Below are 21,886 nucleotides of genomic sequence, written 5' to 3'. Positions count from 1 at the left end.
TTAATTGCTGGCAGCGAGGCATTTGCCTGCTGCCATTTTCTTATTTTTTTGTTATGCGGGTACTGGGACTTTGCCTGTTAAGAGATCTTGCATTAGGCCAGTCTTTTGAAGTTTCAGCTTGCCCAACGAAGTCTGATTAACTTCAATATGATTATTTAAATTTTCATAACGTTCATAAATCGCATTTTGCTCTGCTGGCGGGGGAACTAATAGCTTCAGTTTCTTGAGCGTTTGAGACTGGATTGCATCCATAACCCCCCCTTGCGATTCACGTCTAAACCAACTTTCAGCCCAAGACGAATGATTCAATTGCCAACAAACTAGTTCAGGTAATATTTGTTCCTTATTAAACGTCATTGTCCATAAATGCTTAGACGATAAAGCCAGCCCTATGGATTCGGGAATAACGCACGATCTTCCGACAGTTCCCATTATCGTAATGACCACGTCTCTTTCTCGAACGGCATAACGAGATAGTTCTCTAAACTTCCGCTCAGTAACAAAGCGCTTATAGCTAGCCTTGAATCGCTCAACAAAAATATTATCGATACCTAATAAGGGAATACCTTCACTGACCAGCTCTTCTTTCAGCAGAGCACTACCGAATGGCCCACTTCGCATTGGAGTGGTTACATCATCCAGCAGATTTTCTAACTCAATCACTTTCCACCCCTTCGGCAACATCCCCAATGGCGTCTTATGATAAAGCTCTGGCGCTTCTTCAAACGTTGGGCGAAGGGCTTTGGTTTCTGGATCGATACCTCGGCTAAACAAATCTGCCATCATGCCTTGTTTGATAGCGGTGTATTTGTCGATAAGGGCTTGAGTGGCGTCGATTTGGTTGTCGATGGTCAGTAAGATCTTACCTATCTTGGTCTGAGCTGCCTTACTTGGCGCTTTCACAACTGCGGTTGCTATATCTTTCACAGATAAATGCTTAACTGTTGTCGCTGCTGTAATAGCATTCAATTTTGGTAGAAAGTCTGCCAACCAATAAAAAACAAAATTTATATCAAGTTCAGAATTAGGCTTTTCAAATATTTTGAGCACTCGTTGATTGAGAACTCCCTCTCCACCTTTCCATCGAACAATATGAAAATCTCCATCCATGCCAATGAGTACGTCATCGTTTTCAACTAGATAAAGATCAGAATACTCCCCTTGATAGAAAACATCGGGAGTTTCATTATCTGTAACGTCACGAATTCTGATTAGTGGCACCCCATCCTCAATCGAAAACATCTCCGAAGAAAAAGGAAAACCTGATAACGACTCAATATGCTCACCCAGAACATACTCTTCAAAATCACTCATAGCCAAGCTCCCTCATAAAGCCAGCTAGCTTGCTCGCTTCCTGTTCTCGCTTGGCAATGATGCTTTTGGCGGTAACTTGGTATTTGCGGTGTAGGTTCTCGATTGCAGCTATACGGTCAAGCAGCAACGCACGGACATAGCTTTGGTATTGGCGATCTAACTCGGTTTTGAACCGCTCCAGAATCAGCACTTTCGCCTCTTCAGAAGTAATTTTATTACGCGCAACTTCAAGCAGTTCATCACGAAGCTTTTCAGTTTCCTTAATTTCCGCTTTCAGCTGCTTCAACTCATCTTCCAACGCTTTGTGTGCTGCCAGTTTGGCTTCAATCGCAGATGCTTCTGCCGCTGCCATTGCACCTTTTCGCGCATGCTCTTTGATCACCTCAAGGTTATCTAACTGAACGCCAAGTTCATCCGCCAAAGCAAGAATCTCTCTATGGACTGCAAAGTTCATTTCTTTGCCTGTCAGCCCTTTTGCAAAATCCCCTTGCTTAGTGCCTTTTGGAAGTTCTGCACTGTTTTTCAGCTGGGTGAATGCATCTTTGATCTGCGCTTTCAGCACTGCCAAGCTGGTTTTTATCGTCGCTTTGTAATCTTTCAGATCGTCTTTAAGCTGTTTAACATACTTAGACGGCAGCGCAGGGTTTTCATCGGTCGGCTCGTAGTCTTCTTCATCTGCTGCATCAACAAAGGCTTGCAGTTCACTGATACGCGCCTGTTTGGTCTCCAGTTCTTCCACTACATCGGCGCACTGGCTGGCGAACAGCACTTCGTCAGGAATAAGCTCAGCATTCCAGCCGCTTGCAGCAACAGATTTGAAATCTGCTTCCAACGTCTTAAACCAATCCGCCAATGCGCCACGCACCTTGTATTGGTTCAGCAGTTTGATCGGCATTAGGTGCTTTTCAATGGTATTCAGGGATTCGCGGCGCAGTGCAAATACACCTTCATCACCTAGCTTTTGGTCCCCTAGTGCTTCAAAACCAGCAAAGTCTTGTTTCCAATCATTCAAAGCAGCTTGGAAGACAGCATGTTTTTTCAGTACTGCTGGGAAGTTTTCAATATGAGGTTTGAGCGATGACAGCTCTTCAAAATCATCCGCAAAATCTTGGAACTCGTCATTAGAACGTGGGGCGAACAGGCTTTCTTTCAATCCTGGGTAATCATTCCAAGTGCTTTGCAGTGCATCAACTTCTGTGGTTGGAATACCACCGTTTAAGTGCGCTTTAACGTTTTGAGGCTCAGGCGCAGGGCTGTTATCGACATAGCGGCGAATATTGAAGTTGTAGTCTTCACGCTTGAGTTCGTCTTTATGAACCAAACGCGCATATTTTTCGACGCCTGGGTGTTTTTCATCTTCCAGCATCGCTTTGTAGACGCTGGTGATTTTCTCTATATCTTCAGGGCGTAGGCTGTTTTGGTTTTTGCCTTCACGATATTCACGATCAGCATTAATAAACAGCACTGAATCGCGTTTTTCACGCCTAGCTTTGTTCAACACCAACACACAGGCAGGAATACCCGTCCCGTAGAACAAGCCTTGTGGCAGGCCAATCACGGCTTCAAGAATGCCACGTTCAATAAAGTCTTGGCGGCAAGTGCGTTCTTCTGCTCCACGGAACAATACGCCATGAGGCATTACCACGGCAGCTTTGCCGTTCGCTTTGAGCGAGGCCACCATGTGCTGCACAAACATCAAGTCCCCTTTCTTGCCAGACTCTGGCATAAAGGTGTTGAAACGTTCTTTGAGCTGCATATCCGCTTTCTTGTAGTTCTGTGAAAACGGAGGGTTGGCAATCACGCGATCAAAAGGACGTACTTCACCATCTTTGGTTCGGTGCAGTGGTGTGGCTAGCGTGTCACCATTTTCAATGTCTGCGCCGCCTGAGCCGTGCAAGATCATATTCATCTTACAGATAGACCAGGTGCCACCATTATCTTCTTGGCCGAACAGGTGAATTTTCTTAACGTTGCCCCCCGTTTCTTGCACGTAATTGCGGCTTTGGATCAGCATACCACCCGAACCACAGGTCGGATCGTAGATTTCCATGCCTTCAGTTGGCTCAAGAATTTCTACCAGCAAACGCACCACTTCGGCAGGGGTATAAAACTCACCGCCTTTTTTACCCGCACTGTCGGCAAAGTATTTAATCAGGTATTCGTAGGCTGCACCCAAAAGATCGGGGAATTCGAAATCGTCATTTGAGAGAGGGATGCTGTCAAAGTGCTGGATGAACTCGACCAGGCGCTCATCCGGGATAGGCTTTTTACCCACCTTACGGTTGAAGTTTATGTGCTTGAGTACACCTTCCAAACCCTTGGTAGTGTTGTGCTCTTCCAGTGCTTCAAGAGCCTTATTTAACCCTGAGCCTACATTTGTTTTTAGGTGTTTAAGCTTTTCCCATCGGGCCTTTTCTGGCACGTAAAAATCAAACTGCGATGGTTTCTTTAATAGAAACTCTATATCTTCGCTGTCTTCACCATCTGCTTTAAGCTCATTTACTTTCGCTTGGTAGTCTTTTTGAAATTGATCCGACATGCGCTTTAGGAACAGGATGCCAAATATGTACTCCTTGTACTCGGAGGCATCCATTTTACCCCGTAGAATGTCACAAGCTTTGAATAGCTTGCTGGACAGTTTGTTAAGCGTCAGTTTTTGCATATTTTTCTCAATGATTGTGTTCAGCCAGTGCGGAGCTGTTGAATTCGATAATAGGTTAAAGATAGAGTTTGATACTTACCAACAGGCTACTCACCCACACCTTTTTGCTTCTCTATCCAAGCTTCAAGATCCTCGCGCTTAAAGCGCCAAGAACCGCCAACTTTAAAGCCAGGTAACTTACCTTCAATAGCAAGCCTATAGGTTGTTTTTTCGGCCAACTTTAGGTAAGCAGCCACCTCTTTCAAGGTTAAAATTTGATCTACCATTCAGAGTGTTATCTCATGTTGGTTTTATTCATCGGAATAAATGGTGAGAGAATATGGGAAAATTGGGGAATCGGCAATGTGAGATAACTCAATACAAGACTGAGTGCATAGAAAAAATACAAATCCCCACCAGCGAAAGCTGGTGGGGATAAATCAGATAGCATTCAAAGGTGCAAGGTCGATGATTAACGAGTCCTTCACTCGATTAAATTCTTCACTTTCTATATCGCAGGCTGTGAAGCTTTCCAAGAGTTCTTGCTGTCTCGGTTGTCCAAACGCTAAGCGATAGAGCACCAGTATTTTTTTAACTTCAGCATATTTCGCAACTTCCTTACTCATTGGGTAAGTCGGCACAATACGTTCAATTTGCGCTTTCCCGTTAGGAGTAAACCAATACGGCTCTAAATCACTCGTTTTGTTCGTATCACCATTGGCTGCTTGTTCAAAAAGCTGCTCCCAAACATCCATTTTGTTTCCTAAATCTGGATCGTGGTTTTCCGCGATACGCTGGCGCACCACAAGCGATTTGTACCTATTCACACGCCCTTCTCTTTGTTCAATATCGATAGGGTTATTGGGTAAATTCCAGTGAACAACTCGACGACAATACCAATGAAAATCAAGTCCTTCTTGGCCTATCGATGTAGAGCTCAACACAAATGGTCGAAATGGAGAATTAAATGCGTCACGTACACTCACCACTCGTTTTAACCCACTATCATCATTAAGCTTTTGATTACCGAGCGGAACCGCAAAATGACAGCGCATTGACGATGAACATTTATCTTTAGCCTTTGTCCTACTTTCCCAGAAATGAACCTGTTCAGATGAGCTTCGTATTCCCATCGCATGCTCAAGCTTACTCGTTGCTGCATGTAGATCACTGCCTGAAGTAGCAAGTAAGTGACAATATTCATCGAGCATTGATTGATAATTACCATGCGCGCAATAAACCAAGACTTTATACCAAGCAGGTGAAGCTGTCTGCCCAGATATTAGAGTGTGTTTAATGTTACGTTTCACTATTGGGATAGCGTACTCATGGTTAAATAGTCTGGTTGTAAGCTCCGCAAATTGAACTGAGTAACTAACCAAGTCAAGCTCAGAGGTGCCTTCTGACCACAGAGTTTGAATGGTCCTCATTGCGCAGGTAGCAGGATTCGCTAAGCTGGAGTATGCCAACACTTTGGCTAAATCATCAGGCATTTTACCTAAAGGTAATGAATCACTGCCCTCAAAGTATCGTTTAATTTTAGCAAAATGTTTAATGCGGCCTTCTTTGTTCAAGCGAGACTCATTTACCTGTATCCATTGCTCGAAATGCTCAACCTCTCCGGCTTGCTTATCCAGCAACATTGGAGCGAGTAAATACCAATCACTATTCGTCCTTTCTTCACTTTCATATTGCTTTAAACAGGCCAATTTACTCTGAATTAATATGGTTTGTTGAGCCAAAATCTCGTCAAGGCTCCCATCGATATACGACACTTCAGCTAGAGACTTACAAGGATAAAGTAAATGCCAAACGTTGAGGGTTGATTGACCTTCAAATCGAAGTAAAGGTGAGGCATTTTTACCGCTATGATACTGCGGCCTTTTACCCTTCCCCTTTAATACTCGACGTTCAGCCTCATAAGTCCAAAGACAGCTTAAAGCCTTAGGTACAAGAGCCCAAGATGAAAATAATAACGTCTTGGTAAAATTATCATTTCCTTTAAAGACACCACCGAATTCATAATAAGGTTTACAAGGAGGCGACCAAAGTAAGTTCTCTGGAGAACGATCGAAAATAACTTTACTTAACGCTTTGATCTTTGCATTCGGGGCACTTTGTTCAACGTTCAATCTATAGTTTTGAATGTTCACATGAGAGAGCCAAGCGTGAGTGTGCTCTCTGCTTCGGTGCTTTCCAAGTAGCTTACGTACATCAGGGTTATTGATATTGCGGTGGTACAGTTCCTTAAAAGCATAACCATTTAGGAAAGAGATCGCCCAAGGTGCTGACTTAGCAAACTCGATAAGAGACACACCTCCACGCCCCTTAGGTAGCACTGCGTTTAACGCTTCGATCGCTCTGTAACCTTGAACTTCTTCAACTCCAAAGTCAGAACCGCAACATAGCTCATTGGAATGAATAAGCTGCTCAAAACCTTTGCTAATTTGGCTTCGTTCGGTTCTGGCAATATACTCCCGCAATAACTTTTCGACTGAACGTGCATTGGTTTCACTGATAGATTCAAAATCTGAAAAGCCTGACGACAGGGTTAACATATCATCATGAAGAAGATTACGACTCATTTCGTATTGAGATATAAAATCCACGTCATTGTGTGATAAAAAATCTAGTAACTTATGCAGTTGTTCATGATGACTGCTTTCATCGTCCTCATCGTTAATTGTCGTCATCGCTTTAAAAGGCGTTGCCGATAACAAAAGTACTTTGGATTTTTCCTTTTTGGTTTCGCCCTTATCATTAAATACCTGCCTAGCAATTAATGACTCTTCAGAGTCTGAGCTTTGGTCTGTTAACGATTGAAAACGTTGGAACTCGTCTAGGATGAACAAGTCTGCTTGCAAGCTTCCAGCACAACAACGCGCCACCAGTCGACGAATTTCCACTCTAAAATGGTAAAATAGATGGCTAGTTTTATCGGTTTCACCTGAGTCTTCAATCCAACAATTAACGAGGAAGAATTCAGCCTCTTGAAGTGATGCAAAGCGTTCGTTTAACACTCTAGATTCACAAGGCATAGTCAAGCGGCTTTCAAGCTCTGATACGACTAACGGATCTGTATCAAAATTCTGTTCCAAATAACTCAATTCCTCTTCCCATCGACCCTCTCTGGTAATCTGGTTGGTTTTGAATAGCTCACGAATTGGTTTCACGACGTCACATAAGTTAGTCGTTTGAGAAAATAGAACAGCTAAGATCGCTCTTTCCCGACAGTTACCCGCCCCCGCTGTTAATGTGAAGGAAGTCGAAGGCGTCAACGTACAAACTTCAATGACATGCTCATCGTTTATTTCTGAATGTTTGGGCTTAAGAGCCAGTTCAACCAAACGCCCAAATGTTGATGGCTTCACCCATCGCTTTGCATCTTCACCATTAAAGAGCGCCAGCTTTTGGCGATTCTCATCTGCCAATGCAAGATTGGAACATATATAGATGACACGCATCGATTTAGTCGTATTGACCCCAACATGCCTTTTCAGTAATTGAGCAATGACACCTTTGGCGACGATAGTTTTTCCTAACCCCACCTCATCAGCAACAAGTATTCGATGGCTATGTTCAGCTAGTTGATACTTATTAATAGTCCGATCAACGGTTGCCTTTTGAAAGTCCTTAAGACCCGCTAATACACCGTTTAGTTGTTCTACAATCTCGTGTGTCATAACTTAATTATCTTCTTATTCTTACGACTATTTATGAAGTACTACTTGGATGGCACAAATGATGAGAACACGCCCCATAACGTCTTGAACTCATCTGGAATAATCCTTTCATCGACTTGCGCTTGCAGACGATCAATTCTTTCAAGCAACTCTGGACTTAACGCAGCTGCTCGCATCAATTTTTCGTAGATCACGCTGTCTTTAGTGAAGAACACACTACCAGCGCCCTCAACACCCCCTTTTTCCAAACTGTTCATCAATTCTTGCTTACTTGGGTCGATATGTAACAGCATCGCGATATAACTCATAAACTGTGCGCGATTTTCAAGTAATTCATTGGTAATTGCCTTTCCACGATCCAAGTTACAATTAAACGCAATTTGAGCTTGAACGACTAAGTTCTTAGCCACCGAATTGTTTTCTGATATTTCAAAATGAATTAGCGCACTAATTTGGGAAGGTTTAAGACCGTCCCAGATAACTTCACGAGCTAATGGACGAGGCTGAGACGCGCTCAATGTAGAAACCTTAACCTCAAAATTCGACGGGATATCAACCTGAGTCCCGTTTAAGGTCAACTGATATTCATCATCACCGTTCGTATCAACTTCAAGTTTCCAATCGGCCTTAATTAGGCTGAACTCCAATAGACGGAGGACTCGATCAGAGTCTTCTGCAATTTGTTCTAGTTCGCTGAACTCATGCTTTGTGAATAAGCCAGTTCCGTGCTCATTAACCCATTGTTCAATCAATGAATTAACACCAATTTGATCTTTAGATCCCGTTAAACGAAGCATGAATTCACTATTTCTCGGGTGATCAGAGGCATCTCCCATAGCTGCTTGAGTTGTATTCGCCGAGCCAAGGTGCCAGCTCGAAGTGGAGTCAGTTTCGTCTACAACCAATAGCTTCGCATGTAAATTGAGGTCATTTTCTACAAATGGAGATTGGTCCATTTCTTCATTTTCTTCTGCATCAACCAGATGTTCATTGAGTGCATAACAGTGCCAACCATCCAAGGCTTTCTCACCAGCCATGTCGAGCTCTTCTTTGCGGCTAAATAAGTAACGTTGGTCATCAGGAGCAAAGGTACTGAGCCAGTCTAAAGCTCCCACTTTGTTACCTCCCCGAATAAAAGGAGAGACCGCAAGCATGGTTTGATTACCATGTTCTAGATGGATTGGGTGCTGTCGTTTGTTGCTCTTATCAAAAATGGTAGAGAGAAAACCGAGTTCACTGATGTTATCTGGCTTATCCCAAAGCACTCTAACTAACTCTTGTGGGTCAATCATATCGTCAAATGATTTCGTTGATGAACTACTGTAAATCTCATCAAAAAAATCAATCAACGGCCAATTGGCGGGCTTGCGCTTCCCTCTTGATTCTCCGTTAATGACAGCGCTGAGATCCCAGCTTCGGTCAAACGTTAAGTTACGTGACAACACTATCAAGCGGTATTTTACATTTTTAGTTTCATCTGGGCTTTCGAATCGCAGTAACCACAATTTCGGGTGAAACGACGAAAACGCTGAATTTGACTCTCCTGCGTTTGGAACTACTGGAATAAGACTGCTTTCCAACAAGCCAAATAAGCTGTTGTACTTATCTGGTAACTTAATATTGCCTTGTTGGTAGAAAACCGTGAGTTTATTTCCCAACATCCCTAACGCTTCCAACAGCGCAATTCTCATGTGCTCAACCGAACCTTCTAAGGTATGGCCAAAACACATGGCAATAGGCACTGTCAGTAAAGTATTCAAGTCCAAGCTATACGTCGTTGCGATAGCATGAGTAAGCTCATAACCTTCGGGAGCGATAAGCTGTTCGCCATAATCCAAGCGATTTTTATCCGGCACTAACATCTAGCCCCTCCTGGATATCTTGTAAAATGACTCTGGCAGAAGGCCAACGAAATTCTAGTTTGCGCATTCCAACCCACTTTTGGTTTTCACTGAGGGCTTTTTTCAGCAAACACCGTGCCCCTTTATTTGCTACCGCTTGCTGCTTCACACATGCATCCAACTTATCGACAGCGACATTTTCGCGAATCAAGGTACACCAGTTTTCGATAAACTGACGCGTGCGATTGTTTGCGCTTTTATGTGGTCCGAAAGCAAACTCATACCAGTTATCGATGCTGTGCTGTTCAAAGCTCCTAGGCTGTTTATGAGCTTGGTTTAACCAAACATCAAAGTCTTCATTCAACTGTTCAATCAGTTCGATATTTTTGGCACGTTGGGCTATGAGAATGTTGTAACGAATATGCGCGCCTTCAAGAACAAAACTAAATTCCAGCGCGTTTTCAAAACATGTTTTCGTTTGATCGGAAATAGGCGAATCTTTTAGCTTTTCATAAAGGCCTTCGGCTTGCCATGCCCCCTTAGTAAGCATGTCAGCCACTTGCAGAGCTTCGCCAACAAGGTTGTGCTTGAATAATTGAGCGGGGACACTATGTTCAATCTTACTCGATAGCTGTAGTTTATTTTTGAGGTAATCAGCTTCTTTACGTGTAAGTTCTATTGATACTTGGTTTAACCAAGATTCACTATAACCATCGGGTTTCGTCATCAGTTGCGCAATATCAGAATGCTGCCCATCGTCGTCGATATGGGCTTCGCTTTTATTGTTAGCTAGCTCTTGGTACTGATTAACAAACTCTCTTAAAGACAGTTCTGTTTTAGCGATGGATAACTGGCGTAATCCGTTCCAATAAACCGAAGATGGCTTTCGAGCAACGCCCTTTTCTAAACTGTCTTTACCAATAATCCCATAAGGCATATCGTGCTGATGGTTTTCAACTAAACATATAGCTAATTTATCTTCTTGCTGGCTAATGTATTCAGCCAGAAGAGGACGCTCATTAGGCTCTAACTTACGGTAGTCATGAAATATATAGGGGATAGTGACAAAGTACTTAGCGCGGGTTTGGATAGTAGAAAAACCCGGAAAAAGCTGATCGGCAAAAGCATCCCTGATTTGTCCTATACCCAACTCATCAAGTGTACCTTTCTCTTGTAACATTGAGAGTACTTGAGATACGCGTTCTCGTTCTGTAGATGAAAAATCTATCCAGCCAATTAGACTTTTTTGTCGGCTCACTCTTACCCCACTCTCGTCTTAAAAAGTCAAAACCCAGCTTGGTCATTAAGAATGGCAATGACATTCAGACTACAAACTAGGCAAACCATTGAATATTAATATGAATAATCCAATTAAAAGCTGTTCAGCATCATGAAACATATCTTTTAAAAAATAATTTCTTTCGCTCAAAACGAGATTTCGCCCCCAGTCATCCTAGGCTATGTAGTTATTCTAAATAGCATTTGAATGATGTAAATTAGATCATGTGCATTCCACAGTTTTTTAAGTATTCGAAAGTTTCACCATCATCGCACTTAATCACTAGCCCACTACGACCTCGACTAAGTAGTACTCGATAACTCCCTTCTGTGTAATGGTCATATTGGCGACGATGACGATTGTCCTAGGATAGAACGAGTAGACCAAGTCTCCGGTATATGACTGGCGAAGCAGCGTCTGAAGATTAAACGCGGCCTTCTTTAGGGCTAACTTGATCTCTACTCTATTATTGAAATGTTATTTTTCTGCAGATACTTTCTTAATTGATAGGCTCTATCTATAGCCTCAGGTTGGTTGTATATATAAACACTTGTATCTAACCAGTTCCAAAAGGTCAAAAGTTTATCCAATACATTTTTATCAATTCGAGCACCATTTTTTATATAGGCTTTGTCATAGAACTCATTAATCAATACTACCAGCCGCTCAACGAACTTATTTAAAGCCTCTTCAACCCAATCTTGTTCATGCCCGACAAGTTCTGAAAAGGCATCAATGCAAAGTAACTGTCCCGCTCTGTTGATCACCGGCTCATAAACAAAATCAGCGGACCAGTTTCCCATCAACGCTTTCCAATGAGTGTTCATATACTGCGTTTTTGTTCGATACTTAATCTCGTTTAATTTCTCTTCAAAAACCCGAGTTTCAGTATCCGATTTGTGGATCAAGTACGCTGATTGTTGTTGTGACATATCGACGGCCAATGTACTGCGAGTCTCAAATAATTGCATCCTCTTCTCAAGCGAATAGCTAAGGAGATCATTGGTGATACTCCACAATGCTCTTGGCCTCGGTAAGCCTTCCGCAAGTTGATCGGTTTGTTGCCCAATCTTTACTAGAAGCGTATTCAAATAACGATCCCAAACACGAGATGACAGCTCACTTGATATCACTTTCTTATAATCAGTCGCGACGTAAACTAAGTGATGCTTAAGTTTTGTTAATTCTTGAATTGTAATACTTTGATTTAATTCTCTTCGAGCGTAGGAAAATTGGTGCCTCAGCGCCCAAAGTTCCCTAGCATGTACGCTACGAGCAATCTTCTTTTTTTCTTCTTCAATTCGATGCCCTGCCCGAGCTATTGCTTGATTAGCTAATTCGAACAAAGAGTTTCGTTCAGAATTATCCGACAACACATAATCAAAACATTCTGCAATCTCGTCAGAAAGGTTGCTAAGAACCGGTCCCGAAAGAGTACCTTGATCACCATCTTCACAAATTTGTTTAATTGTTTTTTTGATTCTTTCGAGTGCCTGTTGAGACTCTCGTTGAGCCTTTTCCTCTATAGCAGCTGACAGTTCTTGTTGCTTTCCATGCAAGGCAGCTTTTGTATTGATTGCGTATGGCAGCCTTTCTGGAGACAACATTAAGTCACTCAATACCACCATTTGACACCCATAGCTCATCTCTAAGAAAAGCTCTGTTGATTTAAAATCAAACTCGGGGAAATGTGCCTCGAAGTAGAACTCTCCACTCTCTTGGCTTTTATCTAACGCTTCTTGAGAGAAAACAAAGGCATTACATTGAATGTTCCTCACTTTACTCTCAAACTCAGCAAAACTTTCGGGGTGAGCCTCTAAGGCAGAACCGTACATGATGTAATAAAAAATAGAATCACTTCGACCTTCACTGAACAACCAAATCAGGTTGACCTCTTCCCTTAAGAAGAACTGCTCGCGAGCGTGGATTATTTCTGGGTCCAACCAACCTTGAATCAACTCTATCGCAAATCGATTACCACTAAGGTCTTCAAAATAAATATCAGGTTTACGTCGTCTATTGGGGTAACCTTTTTCTGCAAAGATAAACTTTTCTACTTGAATAGATTCGCATTTTATCTTTTCTGATCCCTTCAACGTGCCTGCAATGAAGTGTTTTGTTCGAAAGTGCCATTTAGTTTCATGCATTTCAGCTTCAGAGAATGCAAACTCACCTTTGTAATCGCTGTGAAATGGACAATCGACCTCTCCCAATTCCGGGATATGTTTATGATAAAAAGCAGCCCTCCCGGTTGCGCTTCGTGCACGATACCTGACAGGAAGACCACAATAACCACATTGGATGAAATCTCCTCCTTCAGCGCTATGAACTACAATTTTCCTCTTAATAGATGCTGTACGAGCTTCATCCGGTGTAGAGCCATAAAGGCCCAAGTAATCACTTGCCAATATTGGGCCTTCGATCCCTTTAATCTCTAGCTCCCATAAGCCATTTTTGTTTTCGCTGTTAATGTAATTCATAAAGGTTACCCGTCTGTGCGTTGCTGGTTCCGATTACTTTCTTGACGAAACTCGACCTCAACAATAATATGACGTCATCAGCTACACGTAAATACTGATTACATATATACGTCGCATAACTAGACAGGAATTAAATAATGAGTAAATGGCCAATAAGATGGGACCTTTTGTTGCGATACAGAATGATAGAGGTCATTGCGCTGTGGGAAGGTAGGCTAACAACCAACCATTTGATTAAAAGCTTCGGTATTGGTAGACAGCAAGCGTCGAAAGATATCAATACTTACCTGGTAGAAATTGCACCTGACAACATTGTCTACGATAAGCAGTTAAAAGGCTACAAACCCAGTGATAGCTTTATTCCAAAGCTAACGAGCGGTCATGCTGATGAATACTTACACATCCTATCTCGAAGTGAAGATATGACTGTGACCTTCAATGAACTTGATATGGGCTTTGAAAATACGACGATGGTTCGCCCAGTGACACGCAACATTACACCCGAAATTTTACGACCATTAGTCCAAGCAATCAGAGAGAAGAAACGTGTCGATTTAAGCTACACATCATTGAAGAATGGTGAAGAAGTAGAACGGATCATCTCTCCACATACACTCGTTTGTACACCATTACGCTGGCATGTTCGAGCTTATTGCGAACACTCAGAAGACTATCGAGATTTCGTGCTGAGCCGAATTCGAGGTGTTCCAACTCTTGAGACAAAAAAAATAAAAGGGAAAGAACAAGATGAGCTTTGGAACACTCATCTCTCTATTAAGTTAATCCCCGACTCAAGATTAACCGAAGCCCAGGCCAAAGTGATTGCACACGACTACGGTATGGAAAAAGGCACCCTGGCAATACCGACGAACGCAGCACTAGTTCGCTATGTTCTGGATGCTTATAACATCGATATTAATATGTTGAATTCGAACCCCAAAGGACAACAGATCATCTTAGGGAACTTTGAGGAGCTGAGACCACATCTGATCTTTTAACTCCATGATAAGCCAGAGCTAATCAATTAGCGCCCCTTAAACAACTCGCCTCGATGATAACGAAGGTATGGTCTGTGATCCGGCATGATTCTAAATGCCATATCTTCCTTTAAACCGATCATATCCGGAGACTCCAAGTAGCTTGAAATGAGTACCTTTCCATGATCATCAAAGGAGATAAAACCGAGATCAAACGCTTTATCTAGGTTGGCAAGAAGCAGCAAACCATTAAATCTATCTAATCGCTCTTCATTACTAGAATCTCGCCAGGGTTTAATGTGTGAAGCCAATAACAGCTGTGTATTTCGATACCCAGTAATGGCGCAACCACCCCACATCTGAATCAGTTTTGATCTAAAGTGTCCCTGCCCTAGTCTTGTATTAACCAAAATAGTCTTTTCAGTTTCGGACAAAGTTTTGTCAGTCATCACTTGTTTGATGTCTACATTAACATCGACTTGAGATAGGTCAGCTAAAAACTTGTGGTAATGAGACAAAGCGGCGCTGTACATCCCCTTACCCCTAGAGTCACAAATTTGAAACTGCTCCAACTTTCTCGCTTTTTCTTCATATCCAACAAACTCACGATACGAATTGATATCAGTAAGCGGGGCTTCTAGCTCGCCAACATCCATCAACCAATTAGATATCGAACCTCTTATGGCTCCAAGGTAGTTCTTCGCGGTTTTTTCAGATTTGCCAATATCAATCAACCACTGATGATATAACGTCGCTAGATCAGATAGATTAGAAACTAAAGCGTCTTTTAGTTCGTTAGAAACGATATAGCTTTTCATGTAGCTAAACAGCTCATCGTCAATATATGCGTGAGAGACCGCCTTTGCTGAATAACGACTGGTTGACGTATTGTCATAACCGTCATTGAAGCAAAGGTGCCAAAAGCCTTCACTTCTCAAATGGAAGAAAGGATTTTCCGGGGTATTTTTATCAGCCCCTTGAGCCAAGTTGTCAAAGTGATGAGTAAACCGTTCTTTAAGGGCTTGGTTAAGGCAGATCTTATTGGTCGAAATATGCCCTGCTTGAATTAGATCCATAACAGCCAGCAACATACAGACTTTATGAGGACTTTTTTTGCCACCAGCATTGTTCATTTTCAGGTTTTGAAAACGATCTAAGTAGTACTCTAATGCCATTATCGACCCTTGCTTTTGTTAGATCTTGCATGTTCTAACACTACGGTTTGCCAAGATATCTCTTTTCTCTTCAATGAATCAGTGTCTTCGGCAACGTGACAGACTGTCAGCCCTACAGCTTCACCTAACCTTTCTAATTGTTCGACTGAAACACTGTAAGCACTACGCCCATCATTAAAGCCGCCATGACGCAATGTGATCACTAGTTTTCCATTCTCGGAAAGCAGTTCAGACAATACAGCGATCGACTCTTTTCGAACCGCCGAATTTAGATGCATCCATACCGCTGAAAGTAAAATCAAATCGTAATGACTGCACAGCTCTCTAGCTTTGCTTAAAGCAGGCAGAGCATCGTCTAACCACTTAACTTGAGTCGAGGAGTTTAATCTCCCTAACTGGCAAAGTTCGCTTGCTGGTTCAACGGCGACCACTGAGCAGCCTTGTTCAACAAACCACCTCGAATCTCGACCTGAGCCAGCACCGATATCAAGTACACTTACATCACCATAAGGCCAATACATACGCCACACACGGTGGACGTTTTCGAATTCTAAAGAATCGTACTGCTTTGCAAGCTGAACAGCGTTTTCGTTGTAGTAACAAACATTCCCCGACATAAACCGCCCCAAAGACCAATCTGACTCGATAATATATGGGTCGATTGCATATGACGATTAAGTCTTAGATAAGTGCTAATAACTGTGATTAAGATCTCGGAGAATAAAACCCGTTCAAAGTGCTTCCCTAGCCATATCCCCTGCTCTCCCCATCTGTTCAAAGTCTCAGTCAGGTGGTCTAACCGCTGTATCACTTTTAATTCTCATTGCAAATTCTGATTATGTTCTTACTTCAAAAGGCTTTCTTAAGCTCAATCCAGGCAGCAAAATTTCGCCCGTTTTCACAGTCATCTGGATTACCGAAAGTTGATATACAAGCGCTAGCGATACAAGTTTGCCAACTTTCATGTGCTAGCCCAATCAAAGTTCGTTAGCGGTACAGTTAAGTGTATAACCACAATTTTTATCTGCATTTTTTCTATATGTCGAACAACTCCAGAACTGACCGTACTTACCATTTCTTAGTTTCATCTCACTGCCACAACGCTTACAGAGCGGTCGAATGTCGCCACACTCTTCGTTGATGCATTCCTGAAAACCAGGCTTAGTTGTACTGCTCATTGGGCTGCCACACTGGCTACAAGGCGTTTCTTTGTGTTTGCAACGAGGATAGAACGAACAAGACAAGAACTTACCGTAGCGACTAACGCGCTCTTTCAGAACGCCGGTCTTGCAACTGTTACAGGAAATTTGTTCAAACAGTTTCTGTACAAACGATGCATCAAATTCATCGGTATCTACGAAGTATTTGTTCTTTATGAGTTCGACAACAAAATCACTGACATCAGTCATGTCAGCTAATAGGTACGCTCTATGTTTTGCCCTGGTTAAAGCGACATAAAAAAGACGTCTCTCTTCAGCAAACTCGTAATCATCACCTTTAGGTAATAGCGCGTCCACCAGCGGAGGGGTTACTTTTTGAGACGGGAAGCCGTGCTTACCCGTTGTTAATCCCGTAATGATGACATAGTCGGCTTCTTTACCCTTAGAGGCATGGAATGATTGACAAGTAATTTGCAATGATGGGTATTGTCTATTAATTTCTTGAAGCTGCTGGTAATCAGGCATTTGATGCCAAAACCTGGCTAGTAGATACACCTTATTCTGCGCTGGTTTACCTGAGGTATGAACGCAAGCCAAAACAGCATTAAGCGCTTTTTCTAGGGGAGATACACCTTGTTCATTTCTGCCTTGTCTGAGGATCGATACAGCAGGCTTGTTAACCTTAATAAGGGACTGAATGTCTTTTTTGATTTGTACTGGGTTTCTGGTGACAAATTGCGTTGCCACATCTCCAATCGCACTGTTAAAACGAAACGTTAAATCCAATTTTGTTTCCGAAGTCGCACCGAAATACTCAACAAAATTGGTAGTCAGCTTAACGTCCGCGCCACTAAAGCGATAGATAGCCTGCCAATCATCCCCAACGCAAAACAGCGAGGTATCAGGCAGTGAATCACGCAACGCCTTGACAAGCCTAGCTCTGGGCTCTGAGATGTCTTGAAACTCATCTACTAAGATGTATTTCCAGGATGAAACAAACTGTCCGGTTTGGACATACATCAGTGCTTTACTGATCATGTCATTGAAATCTATCCACTGCTTTTCACGAAGAAACAGCTCATACCGATTGTATAGTGGATACAACAACTCTAATGCTTTCTCTGTTTGCTTGGGATCGATTGAGTTTCTAATGACGTTCTCTATCGCAATATCATCAAGGCAAGCCGCTTTGTACATATCCACCAAAGCACTAAACAATTTAGCCAACTCTGTCACTTGACCTAACTGGCGCAGGTTATTAAGTAAATCCTGTGGCGGGATGGGGTTAAATTCGACTTCACGCTCCAACAGTTTATTTTCAAGCACCTGAAGAAGCTTTCCAACTTTATGCTGGTGGTAGAACACCTCAACATAACCAGTCTGGTATTGCTTGTGCGTTTGGCGCTTCCATTCAATCGACTCTTGATAGCGATCTTTATCAATCCACGGGGCTGTATTACCGTGCTCATCAGTACCGTAGTATTCAATGTAAATGTCGTAGTCTGGTAAATAAAAGTCTGGGTGATATTGGCGATATTGCTCTGTACTTACGTCAAATCGATAGCTCGCCTCATACTCATAATTAATTCCGTTTCTAAATAACCAGTTGGCAATAACAACCTCACCGTAACTCTTTACCTGGTCCCCTTTCAACGAACGGATGTCATTGTCAGTTAAGTACTGTAGATACTCACCTTCACTTTGAAACTCAAAAGGGTTCTTATCAACAAAGTAATACGAGCTGAAGTACTCAAGTAAAGACTCACGGTAGCCATCATCAAGCATGAGTTGCTCTAGGTTATCGTTCATCCATTTTGATTTAGCTTTAATGTCGTCTTCAAATGGGGATAGGTTTGGTTTTGAACCTTCGACTTCGGCGATAATTTTCATACCTAAGCTATGGAAGGTGCTAGCTCTCACGTCATCAAAACCCAGCTTATCTTTGATGCGCTCGTCCATTTCCTTAGCTGCAATACGGCCATAAGCCAGTAGCAAGATATCATTGGCAACCGCTTGATCACTATTAATCAGATACCCAGTTCTACCAACCATAACACTCGTTTTACCGGTACCCGCCCCGGCTAAAAGTAGATTGTTGTCGTTATCCGTAATACAAGCGATTCGCTGCTTCTCTGTTAGCGGGTTAGATTCAACGTTATCGAAAAACACTCCGTATTCTGTTAGCTGCTTTTGGACATAGGCATCGCGCATATTCTCAATATCTGACGCCTTCCAGGCACAAATCGCATCGAGTGTCTGAGCGACCTTTTGGGCTAGTTCGCTTAACCCTAAAGCTGAGCGCCACCCCTTCCACCTTTTCGCTTCTTTATTTGCGATTGTTTGAAAGCTTTGAGTTTCAAACGTCCTAATAAAACTTGCGACAGAGGCGTTCTCCACTTGGTTCAAAAATGGAATCAGTTTCTGAGCGTTACTGTTGGCCCAAAAAGGAAAGAAGGTGTGTTTGTGTCGATGCGCAAATAGGTAGCTCAACATCGGAACGGACAAGCCGGCGTCATTTGTTTCAAACGACAAAACGCCACCTGCAAAGCCTAATTTGGCTACTGGTGGAGCAACCATCGTATCCCACTTGTACAACGTTTTTATATTGTCTTTGAAGATGGTAATACCGTCTTCGTTAACGTTTACCTGTTGTCGCTTGCCAAGAAGGTGTGCCAAAAAATTGGTTTTTAGGAGAAGTTTCGTCATTAAAAATACAATCGCAAAGTTGGGATGATAACGTTATATGCAACTGTAGTTTACATGACAAAGTATGAACTATAGTGATCTACATCGGTATTGAAGGGAATAGAGCTCTGGCTTTTACCCAGAGCCCTCTGAAGGTATTGAGCAAGAATACAATTAGCGTCCTTTAAATAACTCGCCTCGATGATAACGAAGGTATGGTCTGTGATCCGGCATGATGCTAAATGCCATATCTTCCTTTAAACCGATCATATCCGGAGACTCCAAGTAGCTTGAAATGAGTACCTTTCCGTGATCATCGAAGGAGATAAAACGCTTTATCTACAACAGTGTTTTCGTTGTAACAGGAGGTATTTTCAGACGTAAACTGACCCATATATCAATCTCATTCGTTGATACATGAGTCGGTTGGATATGATGATTAAGTCTTAATAATTGTGACTTGGGTTGCTGTGCGTCATTACGGTATCAAACCAGGGTTCTGCCTTTGAGCGTAACACCGCATAATCTAATCAAACCTAAGGGGTCAAGCAAACGCCAAATGAGACAGTATCTAGTTCCTGACCTCAGTTCGACTTTGAATCCAATCAGATATATCAGAGCTTAACCATCTGTCCGTCTCGTTTACTCATCTTTGTTAATATCCAGCTTTTTATTACACCAAGCCATAATTTTCTCTGCATAGATAGTAACAACACCAACACCTAGCATAAGAAAAATATAGAGCCATCCAAGCCAGTAAAAAGGCTTTGGCACATTCGGAGCTATAATTGCAGCTATGCTACCGAACGACATTAGCGAAAAAACAACTTTCCAGAATAATTCCTGCATAGTGAACCTTTAACTCAGTTAATAGAACACCCAAACTAGCATGTCTTATTTATTTCCAAAATCAGCATGTAGCACCACTCAAACGATCAAAGTAGTTGCATACGAAGGTATGCGTAAAGGAGAAATGGCTTTCCATAACTGTAAATGTTATCTGCTCTAGAATTAGCTTCTTCGCACGTCGGTCACAAGTGCGAAGAAGCTCTCCATTTTACTTGTTACAACCAACACGATGCTGAATCCACTCAGATATATCAGAGCTTAACCACCCTACACTTCTTGGCCCTAGTGAAACACTTTCAGGGAAATGCCCGTCTTTCATCCAGCTGTAAATTGTACTTCTGCTAACTCCGACAATTTGCTTAACTTCTTCTAAGCGCAATACTCTTAAATCTTCCATATCAATCACCTGTACACCGTAGTGCTTTCCAATAATTAAGTACTGTTTACAGTATTTAACTGCCGGTATTCTTCGCACAACTGACTTAAGGAAAAAACTAACTGGCGTTTAATCTGTACATTTAGCATCGTGATGGTTTCCTTTTAACTTCCAAATAAAACCAGCATAAAACTATGTGCAAAATTTCCTAAATGCGTGATACACATATCAGGAATACTAAAATCACGATATAACCAATTGTTTTAAAAGAAATTTAAAACTGATTACGGAAAAATGAGATAGAGTTACGGCATTTACCAATGCAATAATTAGTCATAGATGAGACGTACATCACAAAATAAATCTAAATTTAAACCGAGGAGAACGTTATTAAATGAAGCGTAGGTTCGACGAACCACGAACCGAAGTGTTAAATGAAATTTTATGTTTGCTTGTTCAAAGCCCTAATTAAACATTATATTTCCCAATAAATAAACGAACAAAATATTTTACTAAGCAACGAAATTAATTGTTGCTAGTAAGTCGACCTAGCATTATTTCTGGTAAAAAATCACCAATAAAACCAACACAAGTACTTATAATCAATCAGTTGAAAATACAGAATTGACTTCAACTATTTCATTACATGTTCAATTAAAACATTGTCAGCATATAGAACTAAACACAGATCGTATATCAAAGAGATAAATATATCGCTCTCGAATGATTTAAATAATAATTTTGGCGATTACCTTGTTGCGGTATCGCGCTGAAGGAAAACAATACATTACTTGAGTAACTATCCAATTGAATGTCGTCAACTCAACCACCTCAGTATAGGAGACTTACTTTCTCACTTAAATGCAGTCAGAAATTTGGGCAACATCACTCACATCATAGGTGCCACCTTTGTGCTGTGCTACCTAAAGCCGTTAGAAAAGCATTGTCATTTTTGCCTACAAAAAAGCAGTAAAGTTAATTTCATTAAATCTACTACTTAACGAATGTAGTAACAAAAAGACATGTCTTTTTGTACTATATAGATACTAGTACTAAATCGCATGACTTTTTGTACTACGTGATTGTTGCTCCATCTTGATCGGTTTAGAAACTGACTAAAGGGCCAAACAACTGAACGTGGCACATTCTACTGGTTCCTAGCATTCGCTAGAACGAAAGGTATTCCTCCACTAAATTTAAAGCGTTTCCGTCCTGCTACAATGTTTAAAAAAGGTCGAAACCACCATTTAGAGCACGGTTTTGCATCGTTCTCTGTTTGTTTTATCCGTTTTTCAAAGGTTTTTAATATATCTAAAAACTAAGCGGGGATTTTGGAACTACAGTTTTAATGTTATTGTGATTATATTGCTAGGTTAATTAAGGAAAGGGCATGAAGGACATACTTGATGATCTGCTCCAGTTAGAC

The 21,886-nt window shown here is 41.8% G+C and carries 13 protein-coding genes and 2 pseudogenes; 1 reads left to right on the top strand and 14 read right to left on the bottom strand.

The window, feature by feature from the left end:
* Positions 1-51: 51 nt before the first annotated feature.
* From AB4407_RS13130 to AB4407_RS13095, 8 genes and pseudogenes are all read right to left on the bottom strand, one after another.
* Complete coding sequence (locus AB4407_RS13130; protein WP_171327252.1) at positions 52-1,314, bottom strand: restriction endonuclease subunit S; 1,263 nt, start codon at positions 1,312-1,314, stop codon at positions 52-54.
* On the bottom strand, positions 1,307-3,976 hold the full coding sequence (locus tag AB4407_RS13125) for an N-6 DNA methylase (RefSeq protein WP_372120861.1): 2,670 nt from the start codon (positions 3,974-3,976) through the stop codon (positions 1,307-1,309). The genes AB4407_RS13130 and AB4407_RS13125 overlap by 8 nt, the downstream gene beginning before the upstream one ends.
* 86 nt (positions 3,977-4,062) lie before the next feature.
* Entirely contained in the window at positions 4,063-4,242 is a 180-nt protein-coding gene (gene mads1, locus AB4407_RS13120; RefSeq protein WP_171327254.1) for a methylation-associated defense system helix-turn-helix domain-containing protein MAD1, read from the bottom strand.
* 153 nt (positions 4,243-4,395) lie between these two features.
* The gene (locus AB4407_RS13115) at positions 4,396-7,638 is read right to left on the bottom strand and encodes a DEAD/DEAH box helicase (RefSeq protein ID WP_372120859.1); all 3,243 of its coding nucleotides are present in this window, start codon (positions 7,636-7,638) and stop codon (positions 4,396-4,398) included.
* Between the two features lie 41 nt (positions 7,639-7,679).
* Positions 7,680-9,500 carry a phospholipase D family protein gene (locus tag AB4407_RS13110; protein WP_372120858.1) on the bottom strand — a complete coding sequence of 607 codons (1,821 nt, stop codon included), beginning with the start codon at positions 9,498-9,500 and terminating at the stop codon, positions 7,680-7,682.
* Entirely contained in the window at positions 9,484-10,737 is a 1,254-nt protein-coding gene (locus tag AB4407_RS13105; RefSeq protein ID WP_171327257.1) for a DUF6361 family protein, read from the bottom strand. Before AB4407_RS13105 ends, AB4407_RS13110 begins: the two co-directional genes overlap by 17 nt.
* Positions 10,738-10,975: 238 nt before the next feature.
* Positions 10,976-11,104, bottom strand: a pseudogene (locus tag AB4407_RS13100) (hypothetical protein); the annotation flags it as partial.
* Positions 11,105-11,216: 112 nt separating this feature from the next.
* A complete protein-coding gene (locus tag AB4407_RS13095; protein WP_372120857.1) occupies positions 11,217-13,238 on the bottom strand; it encodes a hypothetical protein in 2,022 nt (673 codons plus the stop codon).
* 137 nt (positions 13,239-13,375) lie between these two features.
* Between AB4407_RS13095 and AB4407_RS13090 the strand changes: the two genes are divergently transcribed.
* The gene (locus AB4407_RS13090) at positions 13,376-14,236 is read left to right on the top strand and encodes a YafY family protein (protein ID WP_171327259.1); all 861 of its coding nucleotides are present in this window, start codon (positions 13,376-13,378) and stop codon (positions 14,234-14,236) included.
* Positions 14,237-14,262: 26 nt separating this feature from the next.
* On the opposite strand, the gene AB4407_RS13085 is transcribed toward AB4407_RS13090, so the two are convergent.
* The 6 genes and pseudogenes from AB4407_RS13085 to AB4407_RS13060 all read right to left on the bottom strand — a co-directional run bounded on the left by AB4407_RS13085 (position 14,263) and on the right by AB4407_RS13060 (position 20,481).
* Positions 14,263-15,390: an HNH endonuclease gene (locus AB4407_RS13085; RefSeq protein ID WP_372120855.1), complete on the bottom strand. Its 1,128-nt coding sequence runs from the start codon at positions 15,388-15,390 to the stop codon at positions 14,263-14,265.
* The gene (locus AB4407_RS13080) at positions 15,390-16,007 is read right to left on the bottom strand and encodes a bifunctional 2-polyprenyl-6-hydroxyphenol methylase/3-demethylubiquinol 3-O-methyltransferase UbiG (RefSeq protein ID WP_171327261.1); all 618 of its coding nucleotides are present in this window, start codon (positions 16,005-16,007) and stop codon (positions 15,390-15,392) included. The genes AB4407_RS13085 and AB4407_RS13080 overlap by 1 nt, the downstream gene beginning before the upstream one ends.
* 360 nt (positions 16,008-16,367) lie before the next feature.
* Positions 16,368-19,256, bottom strand: coding sequence for a UvrD-helicase domain-containing protein (locus tag AB4407_RS13075; protein WP_372120854.1), 2,889 nt, complete (start codon positions 19,254-19,256; stop codon positions 16,368-16,370).
* 153 nt (positions 19,257-19,409) lie between these two features.
* A pseudogene (locus tag AB4407_RS13070) lies at positions 19,410-19,565 on the bottom strand (HNH endonuclease); the annotation flags it as partial.
* Positions 19,566-19,877: 312 nt separating this feature from the next.
* The gene (locus tag AB4407_RS13065; protein ID WP_122046649.1) at positions 19,878-20,084 is read right to left on the bottom strand and encodes a hypothetical protein; all 207 of its coding nucleotides are present in this window, start codon (positions 20,082-20,084) and stop codon (positions 19,878-19,880) included.
* Positions 20,085-20,292: 208 nt separating this feature from the next.
* Complete coding sequence (locus AB4407_RS13060; RefSeq protein WP_065584203.1) at positions 20,293-20,481, bottom strand: AlpA family transcriptional regulator; 189 nt, start codon at positions 20,479-20,481, stop codon at positions 20,293-20,295.
* Between the last annotated feature and the right edge of the window lie 1,405 nt (positions 20,482-21,886).

The organism is Vibrio sp. 10N.261.46.E11 (assembly GCF_041472735.1).
Classification (GTDB): Bacteria; Pseudomonadota; Gammaproteobacteria; order Enterobacterales; family Vibrionaceae; genus Vibrio.
Note: the sequence above shows the minus strand (reverse complement) of the source record. Positions and strands in the feature narration are given on the sequence as shown.

Bases quoted from the DNA above. Each gene is read 5' to 3' on its own strand.
- AB4407_RS13075 (WP_372120854.1), bottom strand. From the start codon at position 19,256: ATGACGAAACTTCTCCTAAAAACCAATTTTTTGGCACACCTTCTTGGC.
- AB4407_RS13110 (WP_372120858.1), bottom strand. From the start codon at position 9,500: ATGTTAGTGCCGGATAAAAATCGCTTGGATTATGGCGAACAGCTTATC.
- AB4407_RS13060 (WP_065584203.1), bottom strand. From the start codon at position 20,481: ATGGAAGATTTAAGAGTATTGCGCTTAGAAGAAGTTAAGCAAATTGTC.
- mads1 (WP_171327254.1), bottom strand. From the start codon at position 4,242: ATGGTAGATCAAATTTTAACCTTGAAAGAGGTGGCTGCTTACCTAAAG.
- AB4407_RS13085 (WP_372120855.1), bottom strand. From the start codon at position 15,390: ATGGCATTAGAGTACTACTTAGATCGTTTTCAAAACCTGAAAATGAAC.
- AB4407_RS13095 (WP_372120857.1), bottom strand. From the start codon at position 13,238: ATGAATTACATTAACAGCGAAAACAAAAATGGCTTATGGGAGCTAGAG.
- AB4407_RS13065 (WP_122046649.1), bottom strand. From the start codon at position 20,084: ATGCAGGAATTATTCTGGAAAGTTGTTTTTTCGCTAATGTCGTTCGGT.
- AB4407_RS13080 (WP_171327261.1), bottom strand. From the start codon at position 16,007: ATGTCGGGGAATGTTTGTTACTACAACGAAAACGCTGTTCAGCTTGCA.
- AB4407_RS13115 (WP_372120859.1), bottom strand. From the start codon at position 7,638: ATGACACACGAGATTGTAGAACAACTAAACGGTGTATTAGCGGGTCTT.
- AB4407_RS13125 (WP_372120861.1), bottom strand. From the start codon at position 3,976: ATGCAAAAACTGACGCTTAACAAACTGTCCAGCAAGCTATTCAAAGCT.
- AB4407_RS13090 (WP_171327259.1), top strand. From the start codon at position 13,376: ATGAGTAAATGGCCAATAAGATGGGACCTTTTGTTGCGATACAGAATG.
- AB4407_RS13130 (WP_171327252.1), bottom strand. From the start codon at position 1,314: ATGAGTGATTTTGAAGAGTATGTTCTGGGTGAGCATATTGAGTCGTTA.